At 66.7% G+C, this 17,859-nt stretch carries 11 protein-coding genes and 1 pseudogene; 3 read left to right on the top strand and 9 right to left on the bottom strand.

Annotated features, from left to right (window positions below):
- Positions 1 to 19: 19 nt before the first annotated feature.
- From QFZ23_RS02565 to QFZ23_RS02545, 5 genes are all read right to left on the bottom strand, one after another.
- A complete protein-coding gene (locus QFZ23_RS02565; protein ID WP_306920379.1) occupies positions 20 to 3,250 on the bottom strand; it encodes a glycoside hydrolase in 3,231 nt (1,076 codons plus the stop codon).
- A 49-nt stretch (positions 3,251 to 3,299) separates the two neighbouring features.
- Positions 3,300 to 5,327 carry a beta-galactosidase gene (locus QFZ23_RS02560; RefSeq protein WP_306920378.1) on the bottom strand — a complete coding sequence of 676 codons (2,028 nt, stop codon included), beginning with the start codon at positions 5,325 to 5,327 and terminating at the stop codon, positions 3,300 to 3,302.
- 91 nt (positions 5,328 to 5,418) lie between these two features.
- A complete protein-coding gene (locus tag QFZ23_RS02555; protein WP_306920377.1) occupies positions 5,419 to 6,762 on the bottom strand; it encodes an ABC transporter substrate-binding protein in 1,344 nt (447 codons plus the stop codon).
- Between the two features lie 42 nt (positions 6,763 to 6,804).
- Positions 6,805 to 7,755: a carbohydrate ABC transporter permease gene (locus tag QFZ23_RS02550; RefSeq protein ID WP_306920376.1), complete on the bottom strand. Its 951-nt coding sequence runs from the start codon at positions 7,753 to 7,755 to the stop codon at positions 6,805 to 6,807.
- Positions 7,756 to 7,757: 2 nt separating this feature from the next.
- Complete coding sequence (locus tag QFZ23_RS02545; protein WP_306920375.1) at positions 7,758 to 8,690, bottom strand: carbohydrate ABC transporter permease; 933 nt, start codon at positions 8,688 to 8,690, stop codon at positions 7,758 to 7,760.
- A gap of 124 nt (positions 8,691 to 8,814) precedes the next feature.
- On the opposite strand from QFZ23_RS02545, the gene QFZ23_RS02540 reads away from it, so the two are divergent.
- The 3 genes from QFZ23_RS02540 to QFZ23_RS02530 all read left to right on the top strand — a co-directional run bounded on the left by QFZ23_RS02540 (position 8,815) and on the right by QFZ23_RS02530 (position 11,744).
- The gene (locus QFZ23_RS02540; protein ID WP_306920374.1) at positions 8,815 to 9,897 is read left to right on the top strand and encodes a LacI family DNA-binding transcriptional regulator; all 1,083 of its coding nucleotides are present in this window, start codon (positions 8,815 to 8,817) and stop codon (positions 9,895 to 9,897) included.
- A gap of 102 nt (positions 9,898 to 9,999) precedes the next feature.
- Positions 10,000 to 10,461: a MarR family winged helix-turn-helix transcriptional regulator gene (locus QFZ23_RS02535; RefSeq protein WP_306920373.1), complete on the top strand. Its 462-nt coding sequence runs from the start codon at positions 10,000 to 10,002 to the stop codon at positions 10,459 to 10,461.
- Complete coding sequence (locus QFZ23_RS02530) at positions 10,458 to 11,744, top strand: MFS transporter (protein WP_306920372.1); 1,287 nt, start codon at positions 10,458 to 10,460, stop codon at positions 11,742 to 11,744. The genes QFZ23_RS02535 and QFZ23_RS02530 overlap by 4 nt, the downstream gene beginning before the upstream one ends.
- Positions 11,745 to 11,764: 20 nt before the next feature.
- Here QFZ23_RS02530 and QFZ23_RS02525 read toward each other — a convergent pair.
- The 4 genes and pseudogenes from QFZ23_RS02525 to QFZ23_RS02510 form a co-directional block, all read right to left on the bottom strand.
- Positions 11,765 to 12,160, bottom strand: a pseudogene (locus QFZ23_RS02525) (GNAT family N-acetyltransferase); the annotation flags it as partial.
- A gap of 170 nt (positions 12,161 to 12,330) precedes the next feature.
- Complete coding sequence (locus QFZ23_RS02520) at positions 12,331 to 14,586, bottom strand: immunoglobulin-like domain-containing protein (RefSeq protein WP_306920371.1); 2,256 nt, start codon at positions 14,584 to 14,586, stop codon at positions 12,331 to 12,333.
- Between the two features lie 96 nt (positions 14,587 to 14,682).
- Entirely contained in the window at positions 14,683 to 17,595 is a 2,913-nt protein-coding gene (locus QFZ23_RS02515; protein WP_306920370.1) for a beta-L-arabinofuranosidase domain-containing protein, read from the bottom strand.
- A complete protein-coding gene (locus tag QFZ23_RS02510) occupies positions 17,592 to 17,759 on the bottom strand; it encodes a hypothetical protein (RefSeq protein ID WP_306920369.1) in 168 nt (55 codons plus the stop codon). Before QFZ23_RS02510 ends, QFZ23_RS02515 begins: the two co-directional genes overlap by 4 nt.
- Between the last annotated feature and the right edge of the window lie 100 nt (positions 17,760 to 17,859).

Raw genomic sequence — 17,859 nt, 5'->3', positions numbered from 1 at the left:
GGCGACGGAACCCAGCTTCCTACCTGGCGAAAACGACCTCGTACGTCCGGGTCTGGCTTCCGTCTTCACTTCGAACCGTGACCACCGCGGTTCCGGATTGCGTGTCCGCCTGCTGCACTTTATTTGATTGCTGCACTGCGTCTGATTGCTGGACTGTGACCGTGGCGTAGGGGTCTGCCGCGGTGGCCGTGACCTCCTGGCGTGCCCCCTGGGCGCCGGTCCGGTAGGAGGTGACGCCCGGGTCGAAGCCGGCCAGTGGCTGGCCGTTGACGGAGATTCCCGCCGCGGCGGCGTCGGAGGACTTGCCCGGAGCCAGCGCCAGCACCTGCACTTCGCTGACCGTCATGTGGGTGTTCGGCCGGGCGGTGAGCACCACGCGGACGTCACTGGTGTCCACATTGGCAACCGGAACCGTAACCACCGGGGCCGGGCTGCCGCCGGGGACCGGGACCGGGCCGCCAGCGTTCTGCCACGTGCCGTCGGCTGCCTTGGTCTGCGCCTGGAGGCTTTGGGCGTAGCTGTCGGTGGATCCGTCGCGGTAGAAGTGGACCCTCACGCCGGTCACTGTTTTCTGGTTCGCGAGCGCCACGGACAGGGTGTCGGTGGTGTTCTTGGCACCCGACTTCCAGTTGGACCAGGCCTTGTCCGTCAGGTTGCCGTTGCCCAGCCCTGCCGTGCCGTAGCCCGGCTCGGTGAACGTGGCGCTGAACGTGGCCTCGGGGTCATCGGCCACGTTGTCGGCTGTTCCCGCCGTGACCTGGACGCGGACAGTGGCGGGCAGTGTCCGCCCGTCGGCGGCGTCGGCCCCGCCAGCAACTGTGGCCACGCCAATCTCGGAAAAACGTCCGGCGGCATCCCAGACAACCGGCCGCTCCACCTTGCTGCCGCCGGCAGTCACCGCTGTCACGGTGGCAGGGAGCGCGGGCGTTCCGCCGGCATAGGTCTTGGCCCGGGCCGGAAGCGTCGAGACGAGCTTGTCCACCGTGACTTTGGCCGTCACCGGATGCGCAACACCCAGGACGTCGGTCGCCGTTCCGCGAACGTCAACCGTTCCGGGTTTGCTCCACCGGTTCTCCGGCGGCATCGTCCAGGTCACCGGAAGTTCACCCCGGGCGCCGTCGCGGTAGACGGGGACCACCCTGGCGGGCAGCTGCGGAGCGGTCTCGGGCACGGTGAACGCCGTGACGTTCTGGAATCCCTGGACAGTTTCATCGATGACCCGCCAGCGCTGGTTCTCGCCGGAGTTGGCGGTCCACAGGGTCACTGGAGATCCGTCCCCGGTGGCATGCCCGCCCACCTCGAGAAGCCTGCCGGTTGCCGCGTTGACGAACGTGTAGGTGCCGTCTCCGGTGGTGGACATGGTCCACTGGGAGGCGTCAGCCGGCGTTGGCTCCGCCGGCGCCAGCTGGGGCGTTCCATCGACGACGGCGAGCTGCCGCCCGCCGTCGGGCGTTTCAATCGCGTAGCGGGCACGGCTGCTGTTCTCTCCGCTGAGGCGGCGGATGGTCCACTGCTGGTCGGCGCCCGCGGCGGAACGGATGACGGCGGCGTTGCCGGTTCCCTGGGTAAGGGACTTGCCGCTTTCGACGCCCTGCAGGCGGTAGACGTGGTCCGCCTGGACCAGGGCGGCGTCCTTGGCCACGCCGTGCACACCATTGACCAGGAACGTTGTGACGGATTCGGCCGCCACCGTGAGGACCGCCGTGCGGTCCTTTCCGACGGCGACCGGCTCTCCCTGCACCAGCGCGCCGGAGGCGTCGCTGGTCACCGGGGTCACGGTGGCGTTCCCCTGAATTGCACCGAACCCGGAGAGATCCAGGGCAACCTGGCGCTGCTGCTTGCTGTCGTTCACGTGCACCACGGTGGCTCCGGAGTCGGAGACGGCGGCCGCGCTGTTCGTGTCGTCCACCTTGACCAGGCGGTCCCCGGGCTTGATGTAGTGCGTGAAGTTCCGCGCGGTGTTGTATTTGGTGTTCGTGTAGATCGGGCAGCTATCGAGGTTGTCCCCGGCAGCGCAGTCGAAGGGCAGCTGGATCTCGCCCCAGTTGGAGCCGATGGCGCTTTCGCCGCCGGGCTTCATGTTGTTGTAGTCCTCAACGGGCTGCCAGAACACCCAGGCCTCGGGCTCGAGCTCGCGGAGGTCGTTGACCATGTGCTGGGCCAGGCCGAGCCCGGGCTGCATGCTGGTGAAGTTCTGCCCGTCCAGCCAGGAGCCGCCGGTTTCGCTCATCCACAGGGGCTTGTCCTCGCCCTTGGCGATGTCCCGGACGGCTGTCCGCTGCCCGGTCCCGTAGGTGTGGACGTTGAGCTGCCCGACGTTTGCCTTGGCGTCGGCGGAATAGCTGTTCCAGTTGCTGGCGAACGTCGAAGGGTTGGTCTCGTCCATGGCGCTGATGACGGCGCCGGTGTCGGCACTGGCCAGTGCCTTGGCCAGGGACTGGACCACCTTCTGCTGCAGTTCGGGGCCCATGTGGGCGCCTTCCTGCCGGCCACCGACGGGCTGGCCCGCCGAGTTCAGGCTGGTTCCCCAGTACGGGGTGTTCGGTTCGTTCATGGGATCGATGGTGTCGATCTTGATGCCGTGCGCCTTTTCCAGCTGCTTGATGACGCCCACCAGGTAGGAGGAGAAGTCTTCAACGCTCTCGGTCCGCAGTTGGTCCTGCGAGGAGTTGAAGCCGCCCGAAACGTATCCGCTGACCGTCTGGAACCACGGCGGGGAATTGCTGAAGGCTTCCCAGTGCGTGATGTCGTTCTTGATCCGGTCCACCCACCAGCGCTGTGTCTGGTCGGCGTCGAGGTTCCAGTGGTCCGAATTTTCCGGATCCCACCAGTCTTTGTCCTGCCGGGTGGTGCCCTCGGGGGCCTTCCACCAACCTTCAACGGCGCCGCCGGCCCGGAGGTAGTCCTTCACGTCCGGCGCGTTTCCGCCGCCGACGTTGTACCGCGCGATGTTGAGGTTCAGCCCCTCGTCGCCGAAGACCATGTCAGCAAGCTTGTTGCGGATTTCATCCGGATAGTCGCCGGTGGCGTTGGCGAACCAGACCAGGCTGGTGCCCCACCCTTCGAAGGCGTCACCCTGGTAGGAGGGGTCCGGCCGCACGGTCACGGCGCCGGCCGGCACGGGTTCGTCGGCTGCCTTGGCCGGCACCGGGGCGGCGAGTGCGGGTCCGGCCACGAGCCCTGCGGAGAAGACCGCCGCGGTGACGCCGGCGGCGGTCACGGCCCAGGGCCGTCTGGATCTGTTCGTCATTGAATTCCCTTCGGTGCGGTGATACTGCTGATCTCTGGGGACTGCTGCTTTATTTGGGGCTTTTGAGAACGGCCACACCGCGGGCTGCGAGCTTGGCTTGCCCGGTGCCCGCGAGCACGGCGCCGGGGACTGCCGAGATGTCGACGGCCTGGTCCGTTCGGTTGATCAGGAAAAGGAAGCGTCCTTCCTCCCCTGCGCGGACGGCGAGTTCGACGGCGCCACACAGTTCTGCGGGCAGTTCAGACTCGACGCCGGCCAGGTCGGCGAATTCCCGCAGGACAGGGACCAGGCCGGCGGGTCCGAGTCGCGTCGCCACGTAGCCGGCGGATCCGCTGCCCACGCTGCGCCGGGTTACAGCCGGTTCACCCGCGTGGTCACCGGAGGTGAACCGGCGCAGGACCTTCGTGTCTCCGGAGGTGGTGGCCACCGAGTCCGCCCACAGCGTGCCGGCTGACCCGTCGTCGAGCGTGGCTTCTTCTCCGGGGGCCAGCGGGCCGAACTCTTCCACCCGGATCCCCAGCAGATCGCCGAGGGCGCCGGGATATCCGCCGAGCCACACGTGGTCGTTCTGGTCCACGATGCCCGAGAAGTAGGTGGTCACCAGGTGTCCGCCTGCTTCGACAAAAGCGGTCAACCGCGCGCGCAGCTCCGCCGGCACCACGTGCAGGACCGGTGCGATGACCAGGTGGTAGCCCTCAAGGGAGGCTGCCGCCGGGAGGACATCGGCGCGGATGCCGCTGGCCAGGAACGCCGAATACCAGTCGAGCGCCTCCTGCCGGTAGCGGAGCCTGTCGCTCGGATGGGAGTCCAGCTCGCTGGCCCACCAGGAGTCCCAGTCGAAGAGGATCGCGGCCCGTGCCGGCTCGCGCCGGCTTCCCGTGATCGCCGAGAGTTCGCCCAGCGTCCGTCCCAGCGCGGTGACGTCGCGGAAGAGCCTGCTGTCGCTGCCGGCGTGCGAAACCATCGCGGAGTGGTATTTCTCTGCCCCGGCGCGCGACTGCCGCCACTGGAAGAAGCAGACCGCGTCTGCGCCGTGGGCCACGTGGGTGAGCGAGTCCCGGGCGAGGGCCCCAGGCTTCTTGGGCGTGTTCACGGGCTGCCAATTGACGGCGCTCGTGGAGTGCTCCATGAGGAACCAGGGGTTGCCGCCGGCGATGTTGCCGGTCAGGTTCGCGGAGAAGGACAGTTCGTCATGGTCCTGCGGTCCCGGGACCACGTAGTGGTCGTTGGAGACGAAATCGACGTCGGCGGCCCAGACGGCGTAGTCCATTCCCTTCGTTTCCCCCATCACCATGAAATTGGTGGTGACGGGAATGTCCGGGGTGATGCCGTTGAGGATGTCGCGTTCGGCGCGGAGGTAATCCCCCAACGAGTCCGAGGAGAAGCGCTTGAAGTCCAGCTGCTGCGTGGGGTTCGGGTAGGACGCCGCCTTGCGCGGCGGGAGGATGTGGTTCCAGTCCGCGTAGCGCTGGGACCAGAAGTCGGTCCCCCAGGCGGTGTTCAGCTCCTCAAGTGTGCCGTAGCGGTCCTGGAGCCACCGGCGGAAGGCGGCTGCGGCGTCGTCGGAATAGTCATAGATGTTGTGGCAGCCAAGCTCGTTGGAAACGTGCCAGGCACAGACGGCGGGGTGGTCCTTGTAGCGTTCGGCCATGGCGCGCACGAGCGTCAGTGCGTGCTCGCGGAACACCGGCGACGTGGGCCGCCAGTGCTGCCGGCCGCCGGGCCAGAGGGTCTCGCCGTTCTGGGTGACCGGAAGGATTTCCGGGTGTTCGGCCGCGAGCCACGGCGGCGGGGAGGCGGTGGCGGTGGCAAGGTCCACGGCAATGCCGTTGGCGTGGAGCAGGCCGATGATGTCGTCAAGCCAGGCAAAGTCCCAGCTGTCCCGCGAGGGCTGGATCCGTGCCCACGAGAAAATGGCCAGGGAGACGATGTTGACCCCGGCCTCCCTCATGAGCCGCACATCCTCTGCCCAGACCTCGCGGGGCCACTGCTCGGGGTTGTAGTCGGCACCGAAGGCCAGCCTCTTGGTGTCCGGGGACGGCCAGCGCAGCCAGCGGTGTTGGGCGGTGTGGGTCATGGAGTTCCTCTTTTTGGGCGCGTTTGGGTGGCCGCGGACGCGCCGGGCTGGCTGGCGCGTCCGCGGAGATGGGTGGGTTGCCTACGGGGTCTTATTCCTTGACCGTGAACCCCTGCTCGGTGCCGTACTTGACCGAGGCTTTCTGCCATGCGGCGAGGCCGTCCTTGAGCTTGGTGCCGGAGACGTAGGCCTGGCCGGCGGTGTCGTTGAAAATGCTGTTGGCGTAGACCTGGAACGGCAGGTAGGACCAGCCGGCGGGAACATTCTTCGCTAATTCGGCGAAGATCTGGTTGGCCTTTTGGCCGCCGAAGTACTTGAACTCGGTGTTCTGGAATTTCTCGGACGCCAGGTCCTTTGAGGTGGCGGGGAACGCTCCTCCGTCGATCCTGGCCTGGACGCCTTCCTCAACATTGGAGTACTTCAGGAAGCCGTAGGCCAGCGCTGCCTGGCTGCTGGCCGCAGGAATGGCCAGCGAGCTGCCGCCGTTTTCGGCGCTGCTGTTGGCGCCCTTCTCCCACTGCGGCAAGGGTGCGACCCGCCATTTGCCTGCCCCGTCGGCAACGCCGGAGACCAGGTTCCCGGGCATCCAAGCGCCGGTGGAAAGGGTGGCGATGGTGCCGTTGCCGAGGCCCTTGTACCATTCATCGCTCCACGAGCTGATGGGGGCCAGGAGGTCCTCGTCAATGAGCTTTTGCCAGGTCTCGGCGAACTTGGTGGACCCTTCGTCGGAGAAGTTCACGCCGACGTTGGTGCCGTCCACCTTGTAGGGCTTGCCGCCGGCCTGCCAGATCATGCTGGTGGTGAACCCGGCGTCCCCTGTGTCGTTGGCGATGTAGGCCTTCGGGTCAGCCTTCTTCAGCGCACGTCCGGCCTCGAGGAACTCATCCCAGGTGGTGGGCACTGCGATGCCGTGCTTGTCGAAGAGTTGCTTGTTGTAGAACAGGGCCATGGGGCCGGAGTCCATGGGAAGGCCGTAGACGCCGCCCTGCGCCTGCACCGAGGACCACGGACCGGCCGTGAAGGTACCGTCGAGGTCTGCAGCGCCGAACTGGCCGAGCTCCGCCAGTGACTTGCTGAGCGCAAACTGCGGAAGTGCGTAGTACTCAATCTGCGCCACATCGGGCACCCCGGAGCCGGCGGACATCGCGTTCTGCAGGGCGGTGTACTGGTCGTTTCCGGTGCCCGCGTTGACCAGGTTGACGTCCACGTTGGGGTACTTGGCCTCGAAGCCCTCGGCGACTTTCTTCAGCGACTGGTCCCAGGCCCACACTGTCAGCTTGCCGCCTTTTTGGAGGGCGGCTTCGACGGCGTCGCTGTTGACCGTTTGCTGCGGCGCTGCGTTGCCGCCGCCTCCGCAGGCGGTGAGCCCCAGGGCGAGTGCGGCGGCGACGGCGGAAGTCTGCAGCAGGCCGCGGCGGGTCAGGGTCTTGATCATGTCTTCCTTCTAACTGCGTTGTTGGTGAGGGTGGGACGGGCGTTATTCTTTGACGCTTCCGGCGGAAAGGCCGGACTGCCAGTAGCGCTGGAGCAGCAGGAACGCTGCGATCAGCGGCAGGATGGTGAGCAGGGAACCGGTGATGACGAGGTTGAAGATGGCTTCCCCGCCGGCGGTGCCGGCCTGCGCGTTCCAGGCGTTCAGGCCCAGGGTGAGGGGGTACCAGTCCGGGTTCTTCAGCATGATCAGCGGCAGGAAGTAGTTGTTCCAGGTGGCCACCATGGTGAAGAGCAGCACGGTGACAATGCCCGGGGTCAGCAGCGGAAGGCAGACCTGGAAGAAGGTGCGTGCCTCGCTGGCGCCGTCGATCCGGGCGGACTCCATGATCTCGGTGGGGATGGCCTCGGTGGCGAAGGTCCACATGAGGTACAGGCCGAAGGGCGAGATGAGCGAGGGGATGATCACGGCCCAGGGGGTGTTGGTGAGGCCCATCTGGCTGAACATGAGGAACGTGGGGACCGCGAGTGCCGTGCCCGGAATGGCCACCGCTCCGATGACGACGGCGAACACAGCCTTCCGGCCAGGGAAATCGAACTTGGCCAGCGCGTAGCCGCCGAGGACGGCGAGGAAAGTGGCACCGCCTGCGCCGAGCACGACGTAGAGGACTGTGTTGGCGAACCAGCGAAGGAAGATCCCGCCGTCGTAGGTGGCTGTCCGGGCGATGTTGTCCCAGAGGGCAAAATCGCCGTCGAACCACAGGCCGAAGGAGTTGAGCAGGCCGTCCTGCGTTTTGGTGGCGTTGACCAGGAGCCAGAACAGCGGGGCCAGGCTGTAGAGGAGGACAAGGCCCATCAGGAGAGTCAGTGCCAGGCTGCGGCGCGAGCGCCGGGACCGGGCTGCGCGTGGGAACCGCAGGCGCGGGGTGCGGATTTTTGGCTGGGACGACGTCCCTGCGCTGGAGCTGCTGGGGCGGGCGGCTGTCTGAACGCTCATGGTCAGCGCTCCTTTCGCATGCCGCGGACCTGGACGGCATAGGCAATGGCCATGGTGATCAGCCCCATGATGATCGCCACCGTGGCGGAGTAGTTGTACTGCTGCCCGGAGAAGGACAGGGAGAAGGCGTACAGGTTGGGCGTGAAGTAGGTCGAGATGGTGTTGGGTGAGAGGCTCTTGAGGATGCTGGGCTCATTGAAGAGCTGGAAACTGCCGATCACTGAGAAGATGTTGGCGACCACGATGGCGCCGCGGATGGCCGGGAGCTTGATCGCGGCGATGACCCTCAGCTGGCCGGCGCCGTCGATCTCAGCGGCCTCATAGAGGGACTTGGGGATGACGGTCAGCGCGGAGTAGAAGATCAGCATGTTGTAGCCGATGAACTCCCACGTGACGATGTTTCCGATTGAGGCCAGCACCAGTTCGGAGGAGAGCGGGCTGGGCAGGTTCAGGCCGAAGGCCTGGTTGATGTTTCCCACCAGTCCGAATCGGGTGCCGTACATGAAGCCCCACATGAGTGTGGCGACGACGGCGGGCACGGCATAGGGCAGGAAGATCGAGATCCGGAAGAACGACTTCCCGTAGAGCCTGCCGCTGTCCAGGGCGAGGGCCACAACGAGGGCGATCATCAGCATGACCGGCACCTGGACGGCCAGGAACAGCGAAACCCGTCCCAGCGCGGACCAGAACTGCGGGTCCCCCAACGCCCGGGCGTAGTTGTCCAGGCCCACGAACGCGGTGCCGCCGATGAGCTGGTTGCGAAAGACGCTCAGGTAGATGGAATACGCGATCGGGGCCAGGAAGACCACTGCGAAAACGGCCATGAACGGGCCAATGAACCACCAGCCGGCCCACGAACGGCGGCTGGCGCGGCGGCTCGTGCGGGCCGCCGGGGCAGCCGCTCCTGCTCGCGCTGCGACTTGCGGGGACGTCATTGTCATGAAAGGTCCTCTTTAGGGCTGCGTCACCTGGCTGGTGACCGAACGTGTTCTGTTTACGTAAACATGCCATGTGAGCTTTTGTTAATGTTTGCGCAAACATGATTGGTACGATGGTGACATGGAGCACGAACCCGGTCAACCCCCGGTCCGCAATATATCCCCTGCGAAGGAGGCCGCAGGCGCCGCGCCACGACGCAAGCAGCAGGTCTCCATGGCCCACGTCGCCAAGCTCGCCGGAGTCTCGTCCCAAACGGTTTCCCGCGTGTCCAACGGGAGCCCGGACGTCATCGAAAGCACGCGCCGCCAGGTGATTGCGGCGATGAACGAGCTGGGGTACCGGCCGAACAGTGCGGCCCGGGCGCTTAAGCGGGGCAGTTTCCGGACCATCGGGGTGATCACGTTCTCGCTGTCCTCGCTGGGTAACATGCGCACGCTTGAGGCCATCGCACTGCACGCAGCCCGGCAGGACTTCGCCATCACGCTGATCCCGGTGACGGCACCAACGCAGGCTGGGATCCAAGGTGCGTTCTCCCGGATGGGTGAACTCGCCGTTGACGCGGTGATCGCTATCATGGAGGTCCACCTCCTGGATGCTGCGACCGTGACGCTGCCTCCGGGAGTGAAGGTCGTCGTCGTCGATTCCGACGCCGGCGAGCAGTACAGCGTGGTGGACACAGACCAGGCCGACGGCGCCCGCAAGGCCGTCAAACACCTCCTGGACCTCGGCCACGAGACCGTCTGGCACGTCGCTGGCCCCGAAGAGTCCTTCGCCAGCGAACGCCGCGCCGCCGCCTGGCGCACCACCCTCACCGACGCCGGCAGGCCTGTCCCGCCGGTGCTCCGCGGCGACTGGTCGGCGGACTCCGGCTACGAGGCCGGACTCCGGCTCGCCGACGAACCAGGCTGCACGGCCGTCTTCGCCGCGAACGACCACATGGCCCTCGGCCTGCTCCGGGCCTTCCGCGAAAAAGGAAAAACAGTCCCCGAAGACATCAGCCTGGTCGGCTTCGACGACGTCCCCGAAGCCTCCTCCTACGCACCACCGCTGACCACGGTCCACCAGAACTTCGCCGACGTCGGCAACCAGTGCGTCGACAACGTCCTGCAGCAGATCCGCACCAACACCACCGAACCCGGCGTCACGCTGGTGCCTACCGACCTGGTGGTCCGCGCAAGCACGGCGGCCCCGAAAGGGAAATAGATCACATTCCCCTGGGCATGGGTTGCTGCCCGGAAAGGCCGGGTGGATAATGGTTAGACGAGCTAATTAGCGGTGCTAACTATCAGGAGGCGCACTTCCGAAATGCCTGCAAACGGAGCGGCACACCAAGAGACCCCTCAATCCATAAGGCCGGACATCCTGGCGATCGACCTTCGAACTGCGGTGATGCGGACCTCCCGCCGGCTCCGCGTTGAGGCCACCGGCGACATCATCACTCCGGGCCAGTACACGGTGCTGGCCCAGCTCCACAGCGACGGCCCGCGCACCCCCCGGGAACTTGCGGAGCGGGAACATGTGCAGGCGCCGTCGATGACCCGGATCGTGAATGCCCTCGCAGAGCTGGGATTTGTGTCCCGGTCAACGCATCCGGAGGACGGCCGCCAGATCCAGGTGGGCATCACGCCTGCCGGCGTGGACGTTCTGGAAGAGGCGCGGGGCCAGCGGACCGCCTGGCTGGCTCAACGGGTCGCTGGCCTGAGCGCGGAGGACAGGCTGACCCTGAGCCGGGCCGCGCACATCATGCAGGAGATGAGCGCCCGATGAGCGCCACCTTCCGGGCATTGCAGAACCCCAACTACCGGTTGTGGGCCAGCGGAGCCCTTGTGTCCAACATCGGCACCTGGATGCAGAGGGTAGCCCAGGACTGGCTGGTGCTGACCGTCCTCACGGACCATTCCGGCACCGCCGTCGGCATCACCACGGCCCTGCAGTTCCTCCCCATGCTTCTGCTTGGCCCCTATGCAGGCGTGCTCGCAGACCGGCACCGGAAGCGCGTGATCCTGCTGTGGACACAGTCGGCCATGGGTCTGTGCGGACTGGTCGTTGGGCTCCTGGTGGTTACCGGTGCGGCGCAGCTGTGGCAGGTGTACGCAGCCGCCCTCTGTCTTGGTCTGGCCAGCGCCATTGACGGGCCCGCACGCCAGGCCTTCGTCTCCGAACTCGTGCGACAGGACGATATCGCCAACGCGGTGTCCCTCAACTCCGCTTCCTTCAACACTGCCCGGCTGACGGGACCTGCGATCGCTGGAGTGCTCATCGCCTGGGTTGGCACCGGACCCGTTTTCCTGCTCAACGCCGCCAGCTTCGCCGCCGTCCTGATCTCGCTGGCCCGGATCCGCATAGCAGAGCGGGCCCCGACCACGCTGTCAGTCCGGAGCAAGCACCAGGTCGCCGAGGGACTGGGCTATGTGCGCCGGCGTCCGGATCTGGTGCTGATCCTCGTCCTGGTGGGCATCCTGGGGGCCTTCGGCATGAATTTCCCCATCACCAACGCGCTGATGTCCACAGCGGAATTCGGAATGGGGCCCGGTGAATTCGGACTCCTGGGCTCCATCATGGCTGTCGGGACGCTGGCCGGAGCACTGCTGGCAGCCCGCAGATCCGGCCCCCGGCTGCGTTTCCTGCTCGGCGGAGCGCTGGGCCTGGGTTTCTTCACGCTGATCGGCAGCGTCTCGCCGTCGTTCTGGCTTTACGCCGCCATCCTGGTCCCGGTCGGACTCGCCTCGATGACCTTCCTGAACAGCTGCAACACGAGCATCCAGCTCTCCGTGGAGCCACAGTTCAGGGGCCGCGTGCTGGCCCTCTATCTGGCAACCCTGCAGGGCGGAACCGCTCTGGGAGCCCCGCTCATGGGCTGGCTCGGCAGCACCTTCGGCGCCCGCTGGTCAGTGGCCGCCGGCGGCGCCGTTGTGCTGCTGACCGGATTGCTCGCAGTGATTGTGGTGGTCCGGAGCAGCCGGCTGACATTGCGGCAGCAGCTACTCGCCTCCTTCCCGAGGAGGCGGGCCGTCGTCAGCCCTTCCGCGGGAGGGCGCACTCCAGAATGAAGTCGCTCTCTGCTGTTGACCCCCAGCCAGACGCTTGCCGCACCCTGGGCCGCGGCCCAGTCCAAGGAGGCCCGCATGAGCGTGGAGGCCGCGCCCCGCCCGTGATGGTCCGGGTGCACGTAGCACTTGCTCAACTCAACGGTGCGCTTTGTGGCGAGGGCGCGGAGCACATCGGGGTCCGTTGACTGCCGGTCGACGAGCAGGGTGTACCCGTCAAGCCGGCCGTCCTGCTCCAGCACCAGGATGGCGATCCTGCTGTCGGCGAGGTACTCCGCGAACTTCTCCGCGCTGAGCGTGCGCTTGAGGTGGAGCTGGATGTCCTCAGGCGAGGAGCCGGGCGGGCATGCCAGCGGGAAAGTCGCCGCCGCCAAATCGGCAAGGGCGGCAGCGTCTCCGGCAACAGCCTTCCGGATCATTGAAACTCCAGGTGTGAGAGCGGGCAGAAATCAATAAAGGATTCTAGGCCGTCCCGGAGTTTGGCCGCAGGTCAGCGGCTGCCGGGCAGCTTAGGCACGGCGAAGGCTCCAAAGAACAGGGGCTCCGCCGGTACCGGCGGAGCCCCTGCCTTCAGCGAAGCAGAGCTAAATCACAGCTGGCTGTGCAGGCGCTCCAGCTCCGTCCTGGTGACGGGCAGGACAGTGCCGTGGCGCGGCGCGCGGGGCAGTTCGTAGTTGGTGGACAGCTTCCAGTCCGGGTTTTCCAGGCTGGTGCTTTCCAGCGGGATGTAGCCGCGGCCGCCGAATTCGTCGACGAACAGGTAGTACTTCTCCTCGGTGTTCGACTTGAAGATGGTGGGCCCTTCCACGCCGCCCGTTCCGGCCTTCTTGCCGATGCAGTTGGCCATCAGCGTCCAGTTGCGCGGGTTCGTGGCGGGCACGTCGACGGCGAGCAGGTCGTTCGACTTTTCCTGCATGATGTCCAGGCAGCCGGAGACCTGCCCTTCATCCTTGGTGAAGCGGTAGTAGGTGTCGCCCTCCTTGATGACGGTGGAATCAATAACCGAGTTGCCCGGGTCATTCCACACCTTGGCCTCGGTGAAGGTACGGAAGTCCCTGGTGGTGGAGTACATCATCTTGTTGTAGGTGCCGCCGGTGTGGTTGGGATCGTTGTCGGCGTAGAGCTTGGAGGCCCAGTACACGACGTAGGCGCCGATCTTTTCGTCATAGTGGGCTTCCGGAGCCCAGGTGTTGCCCGCGGTGTCCGGCGAGACCTTCACGTGCCGCTGCCCGGACCAGTTCACCAGGTCGGTCGATTCCCAGACCTCGATGTACTGGCTGCCCTTGCGCTGCGAGGAGTCCCAGCTGGTGCCGCTGCCGATGGAGAGGTCCGTGGCGATCATGTAGAACTTGTCGCCTTCCGGGGAGCGGATGATGAACGGATCGCGCAGGCCCTTGGTGCCGAGGCCGGACTTGAGGACGGGATGTCCGCCGTTCAGTTCGTCCCATTTGAGTGCGTCGTTTCCGCGGCTGGCGGCCATGTAGATGTTCTCGCCGGCGAGATCGTTGCCGGTGAAGTACGCGAAGGCGTAGCCTTCCTTGGCCTCGGTCTTGGGCAGCGGCAGCACCGTGACGCGGAATTTCTTCTTGGTCTTCGCCTTACCGAGGGTGACGGTTGCCTGCAGGTTGAGCACGGCGGACTTGCTGCCGTAGGCGGGCCGGGTGACCTCGCCGGTGGAGGTGATGACGGCGTCGTCGTTCGACTTCCATTCCACGGCGGTTCCGTACAGCCCCGCCGTGGGAAGGGTGATGTTCCCCCGGATCGCGTCGGCATCCCACACGGTCAGCGCTGCGGTGGCCTCAGTGACCTTCTGGTCGTCGCTGATGTCTTCCGGCACCGTGACGGTGAACGTTTTCGACGCCGATGCCTCACCGGACGTGGCCGTGGCGGTCAGTGTCACGGTGGCATCGCCGGTTCCGTTGGCCGGGCGGGTGACCGCCCCCTGGGCGGAGACCGTGGCCGGGTCCGAGGACGACCAGGTGTAGGCCGAGCCGTTGGGCCCGGTGGCGGGCAGCAACAGGCGCGCTGTCACTGCGGAGGTGTCCCCCAGCGACAGGTCCTGCAGGTCGAGGGCAACGCGCTGTTCCGGGGAAACGTACCCGAGCTCCCGCACCTCGTCGGCCGAGAGTGCACGGTTGTAGATGCGGAAATCGCGGACCTGGCCCTTGAGGTACTTGTCCCCGCTGTAGACGGACCGCCCGAGGTAGTTCGCCGTCGTCGTTCCTCCGCCAATGCTTCCCGGCGTGATGGTGACGCCCGTCTTCCGGGCGACCTCGGTGCCGTCCTCATAGAGGACGGCGGTCCCGCCGCTCAGGGTGTAGGTGATGGTTTTCCAGGCACCGCGTGCCAGGTCCCGGTTGGCGCTGGTGGTCTGCTCGGTGGCCCAGTTGCCGGTGGCGATGGAGGTCCGGTACGAGTTGCCCGTGGTGAAGAGGTAGCCGTTGCCGGTGCCGCTGGTGGTGTTTCCGAGGCCCCAGATGAAGTAGGGGGTGCCCTGGTCGGCCGCGATCTTTACGTCCGTGGACACTGTGATGGAGTCAAGCCCGCGCATGATGTCGTTCGGGAGCCGGACGTGGGCGTCCGTGCCGCCGAGCTGGAGGCCCTCGCCGCCCAGCCTGGTGGCGTCACCGCTGATCGTTCCGTTGCGGCCGTTGCCGGAGCTGTCCTCCGCCACGGTTCCGGCGGCTTCCGTCAGGTTGTACTTGAGGACCAGCCCGTCATCGACGGCGGAATGGGCCGGCGCCGCGGCGATCAGGCCGCCGAGTGCCAGCGCAGCCGAAGCGGCCAGCGCAGCCGCCGTCGTCAAGGCCGGGCCAGTGCGGGCCCGTGAGTGTGTAGGGAGCATTGAGACACTTTCGTTCGGGCGGCCCGGAGGCCGCTGCTTGGAATGACGCGGTGGGAATGGAAGCGAATCGGAACGGACGACGTCGGACTGGCCGGCTCAGGCGTTCAGCCTGACCACCAGCGCCTGCGCGCCGCTGACCAGCAGGTCCCGCAGGGACTGGTCGGCAATATCCCGGGTGGCGCCGTCGATGTATTGCCCGAGGTAGTGCACGGCCTTGGCCGTGGTTTTCCGGGCGAGCGCCTTGGTGGCCGATTTCAGCCGGGCGCCGAGCATGTCGCCCGTTTCCGCCGTGATCCGGCCGGCCGCGAGCGCCGCGGCCGCAATCTGCTGCAGGTCGTCGATCTCGCCTTCGGGGCTTCCGAATGCCGCCCGCTGGGCTGCGCCGTAAATGCGGTCTGCGTCCGCGCGGCTGAGCGACCGTTCGGAAAGCCACGCGTCCGTCACCTGGGTGACGCGCCGCAGCAACTCCGGCTTGTTGGCGAAGGGGGCTGACTGCCAGACGTCGTCCAGGAGCGTGGTCTTGTTGGCCCGCGCCGGGTTGGCCACGCCGCAGTCCACTCCCCCGAACACCACAGACGGCTCGGCGCGCCGGAAGTACGAGTGGAAGGCGTCCTCGGTTCCTTCGAGGAACGGCGCCAGTTCGACGCCGGCCTGGGTGAAGTGCAGGGGCTTGCCCTGGATCGGCTGGGCGGCCGGGGCGAGATCACCGTTGAGCCTTGCAGCCCCGTACAGGCTGAACGGGAGAAGATCCGTGCGGGCGTCGCGCGCCACGAGGTGCACCGGCCCGTACATGAGGGTCTGCACGGAAGGATCGTCCAGGGCCTGCTCGGCGCGGAGGGTGAACGCCATCTCGACGTCCACAGTGTCCCCGTTCTTCCAGGTCCTGGCGATGCTGAGGTAGCTGCCCGGCGTGGCCGTCGCTTCAGCGGCCGCACCATTGACCCTGACGGTGAAGCCGGCCGTGGCCCACGCCGGAACCCGCAGCCGCAGCTCGAACTGCCCGGAGCCCGCAACCTGCAGCGTTGTGCGCTGTTCGAAGGGGTAGGACGTCGTCTGGGTGACAGTGATGTTCTTCGCGGCCCAGCGGAGGGTGGACGGAATGTAGAGGTTGACGTAGAGCGCGCTGCCGTCCTCGGCGGTGAAGTAGACGGAATCCTGGTACTTCGTTGCCGACTCGAGGCCGGTGCCTTCGCAGCACGTGGTGCCCTGCTTCGGCGTGAAGTCGCGGACGGCGCCGGGCTGCAGGCCGATGAAGTAGGTGGCCAGCGGCAGCTCCGCGCTCTCCTGGTCCTGCTTTGACCCGAGGACCTGGTTGAAAAGCGCCCGCTCGTAGTAGTCCATGTACGCGGGGTTCTGGTCCTTCAAGAACAGCTCGCGCGACAACTTGAGCATGTTGTAGGCGCAGCAGGATTCGGCGTCTGTCGCGTTCAGGAATGCCGCGATCCGGTCCCGCTCCTTCCAGAACTCGCCCTGGCTGGTTCCGCCGATGCTGAACATGCGCGTGGGCACCACCATGCCCCAGAAGTTGCGCGCGGCGGTGAGGTACCGCTCCTCGCCGGTGGTGTTGTACATCAGCACCAGGCCGGTAAAGATCGGGATGTGCTGGTTGGCGTGCAGGCCGGCGAGGATGTCCTTATTCTGGGCGCACGCATCGATGAGGGAGTCGAGGTCGAAGTACTTGGCGAGCTCAAGATGCTCCGGTTTGCCGGTGTGGCTGTGGGTCTCCAGGATGGCCTCCACAATGCCGCCGTATTCGCCGCTCGAGAAAATTCCCCACATCCGCTGGCGTACCGCAGGCGTGAGTTTGCCCAGGCGGGAGTGCATCCAGTCGCAGAGCCCCGCCGCCAGATCCAGGGCCTTCGGTTCCGCTGTCGCCGTGTAGGCGTCGAGGAGCCCCTTCAGGATCTTGTGGGCGGTGTAGTAGGGAGCCCAGACCCGGAGGTAGTCCGGTGTGGTCCTGCTCTCCAGCTCGATGAACTGGGTCTCAGGGTACGCGGCCAGGAAGCCGGGGTGGCTGGGCAGTCCCCAGGTGCGCCGGAGTGTGGCGTTGCGGTCTTTGCCGGAGGCGTCCGCCAGCACGGAACCGCTGGTTTCGCCGCAGGCGAGGGAGACGACGTCGCCGTTCCCGGCCGAGGTGCCCGACGCGCGGGCTGCCGCCAATTCCGCGACCTGCGCCGCGCGGAGTGCTGACCGCCAGATGTTGACGTCCTGATAGGCGCCGGCGAAATTGGGATCGTTGTACTGCGACCGGCCAAGCCACACGTTGGCGAGGCTTCCCAGCAGGGCCGGGGTCAAGGTCAGGGCAGCATTCCTGCCGGCCTGCTTTCCGTTGACGTACAGCGTTCCGGCCTGGCCGTCCAGGGTAACGGCAACGTGGCTCCACTCGTTGACCGGCAGCGGGGCCGTGCCCACGATCGTCTGCTCACCCCCGGCAAAGTTCCGGGTGATGGCGAACCGCGGCAGGCCGGCGCCGTCGCGCTGGGCGAGGAACGCGTAGGTCCTTGTGTCGTTGCCGAAGTCGAAGATCCGCGCCCAATTCGCCGCCGCCGTCGGACGCACCCACGCGGCGAAGGTCATGCCTGTCAGCCCGTCCACGGAGCCGGCGGGCAGCTGGCCGTAGACGTAGGAGCCGCGGGCGAGGTCGACGGCCGTCCCCGGGAGGCGGCCTCCGACGGTCTGGATGGCGGGTTCCCGGGAGAGCCCTTCGCGGCATTCGTGCAGGGAGCCCACGAGGTTCCGCAGTTTGGTGCCGAAGACCTCCTCCCCCGTGCCCGCGTAGGCCTGGGCCAGCATGGACATGTGGTGCCCGGTGAAGTGCCCGCGCAGATTGCCGTTGGCCTCGCCGTCGAGTCCTTCCCAGCCCCCGGCAGGCAGCGGCACCACCCCGGCCACTGGCTGCAGGCCGGCATTGGCACGGAAGACGTTGAGGTAGCGCCGCTCGTCGTACCCGCGGGCGAAGTTCAGGATCAGCTCACGCTTCCGGGCAAACACTCCCGGCCCCAGGCTCACGTCGGACAGTTTGAACGGGTGAGCGCAGCCGCGGCGGCGAGCGCCGCACCCGCAGCGGGGCCCTCCGCGTTCGCCGCCCCGGCGGCGAGCGACGGCAGCCAGGGCAGAACAGCGGTGGCTGCTCCGAGCCGAAGGATATTGCGTCTGGAAACGTGATGCGTCATTGGATCTCCTCAGGAATGGTCGGCGTAGGGGACGCCTAAGGGAAGGCCCGGCTGCGCGATCCAGCCGGGCCTTCCCGGTCAAAGCCAACGCTTCAGCGTG

The organism is Arthrobacter globiformis (assembly GCF_030818015.1).
Lineage (GTDB): Bacteria > Actinomycetota > Actinomycetes > Actinomycetales > Micrococcaceae > Arthrobacter > Arthrobacter globiformis_C.
Note: the sequence above shows the minus strand (reverse complement) of the source record. Positions and strands in the feature narration are given on the sequence as shown.

Bases quoted from the DNA above. Each gene is read 5' to 3' on its own strand.
- QFZ23_RS02565 (WP_306920379.1), bottom strand. From the start codon at position 3,250: ATGACGAACAGATCCAGACGGCCCTGGGCCGTGACCGCCGCCGGCGTC.
- QFZ23_RS02560 (WP_306920378.1), bottom strand. From the start codon at position 5,327: ATGACCCACACCGCCCAACACCGCTGGCTGCGCTGGCCGTCCCCGGAC.
- QFZ23_RS02555 (WP_306920377.1), bottom strand. From the start codon at position 6,762: ATGATCAAGACCCTGACCCGCCGCGGCCTGCTGCAGACTTCCGCCGTC.
- QFZ23_RS02550 (WP_306920376.1), bottom strand. From the start codon at position 7,755: ATGAGCGTTCAGACAGCCGCCCGCCCCAGCAGCTCCAGCGCAGGGACG.
- QFZ23_RS02545 (WP_306920375.1), bottom strand. From the start codon at position 8,690: ATGACGTCCCCGCAAGTCGCAGCGCGAGCAGGAGCGGCTGCCCCGGCG.
- QFZ23_RS02540 (WP_306920374.1), top strand. From the start codon at position 8,815: ATGGAGCACGAACCCGGTCAACCCCCGGTCCGCAATATATCCCCTGCG.
- QFZ23_RS02535 (WP_306920373.1), top strand. From the start codon at position 10,000: ATGCCTGCAAACGGAGCGGCACACCAAGAGACCCCTCAATCCATAAGG.
- QFZ23_RS02530 (WP_306920372.1), top strand. From the start codon at position 10,458: ATGAGCGCCACCTTCCGGGCATTGCAGAACCCCAACTACCGGTTGTGG.
- QFZ23_RS02520 (WP_306920371.1), bottom strand. From the start codon at position 14,586: ATGCTCCCTACACACTCACGGGCCCGCACTGGCCCGGCCTTGACGACG.
- QFZ23_RS02510 (WP_306920369.1), bottom strand. From the start codon at position 17,759: ATGACGCATCACGTTTCCAGACGCAATATCCTTCGGCTCGGAGCAGCC.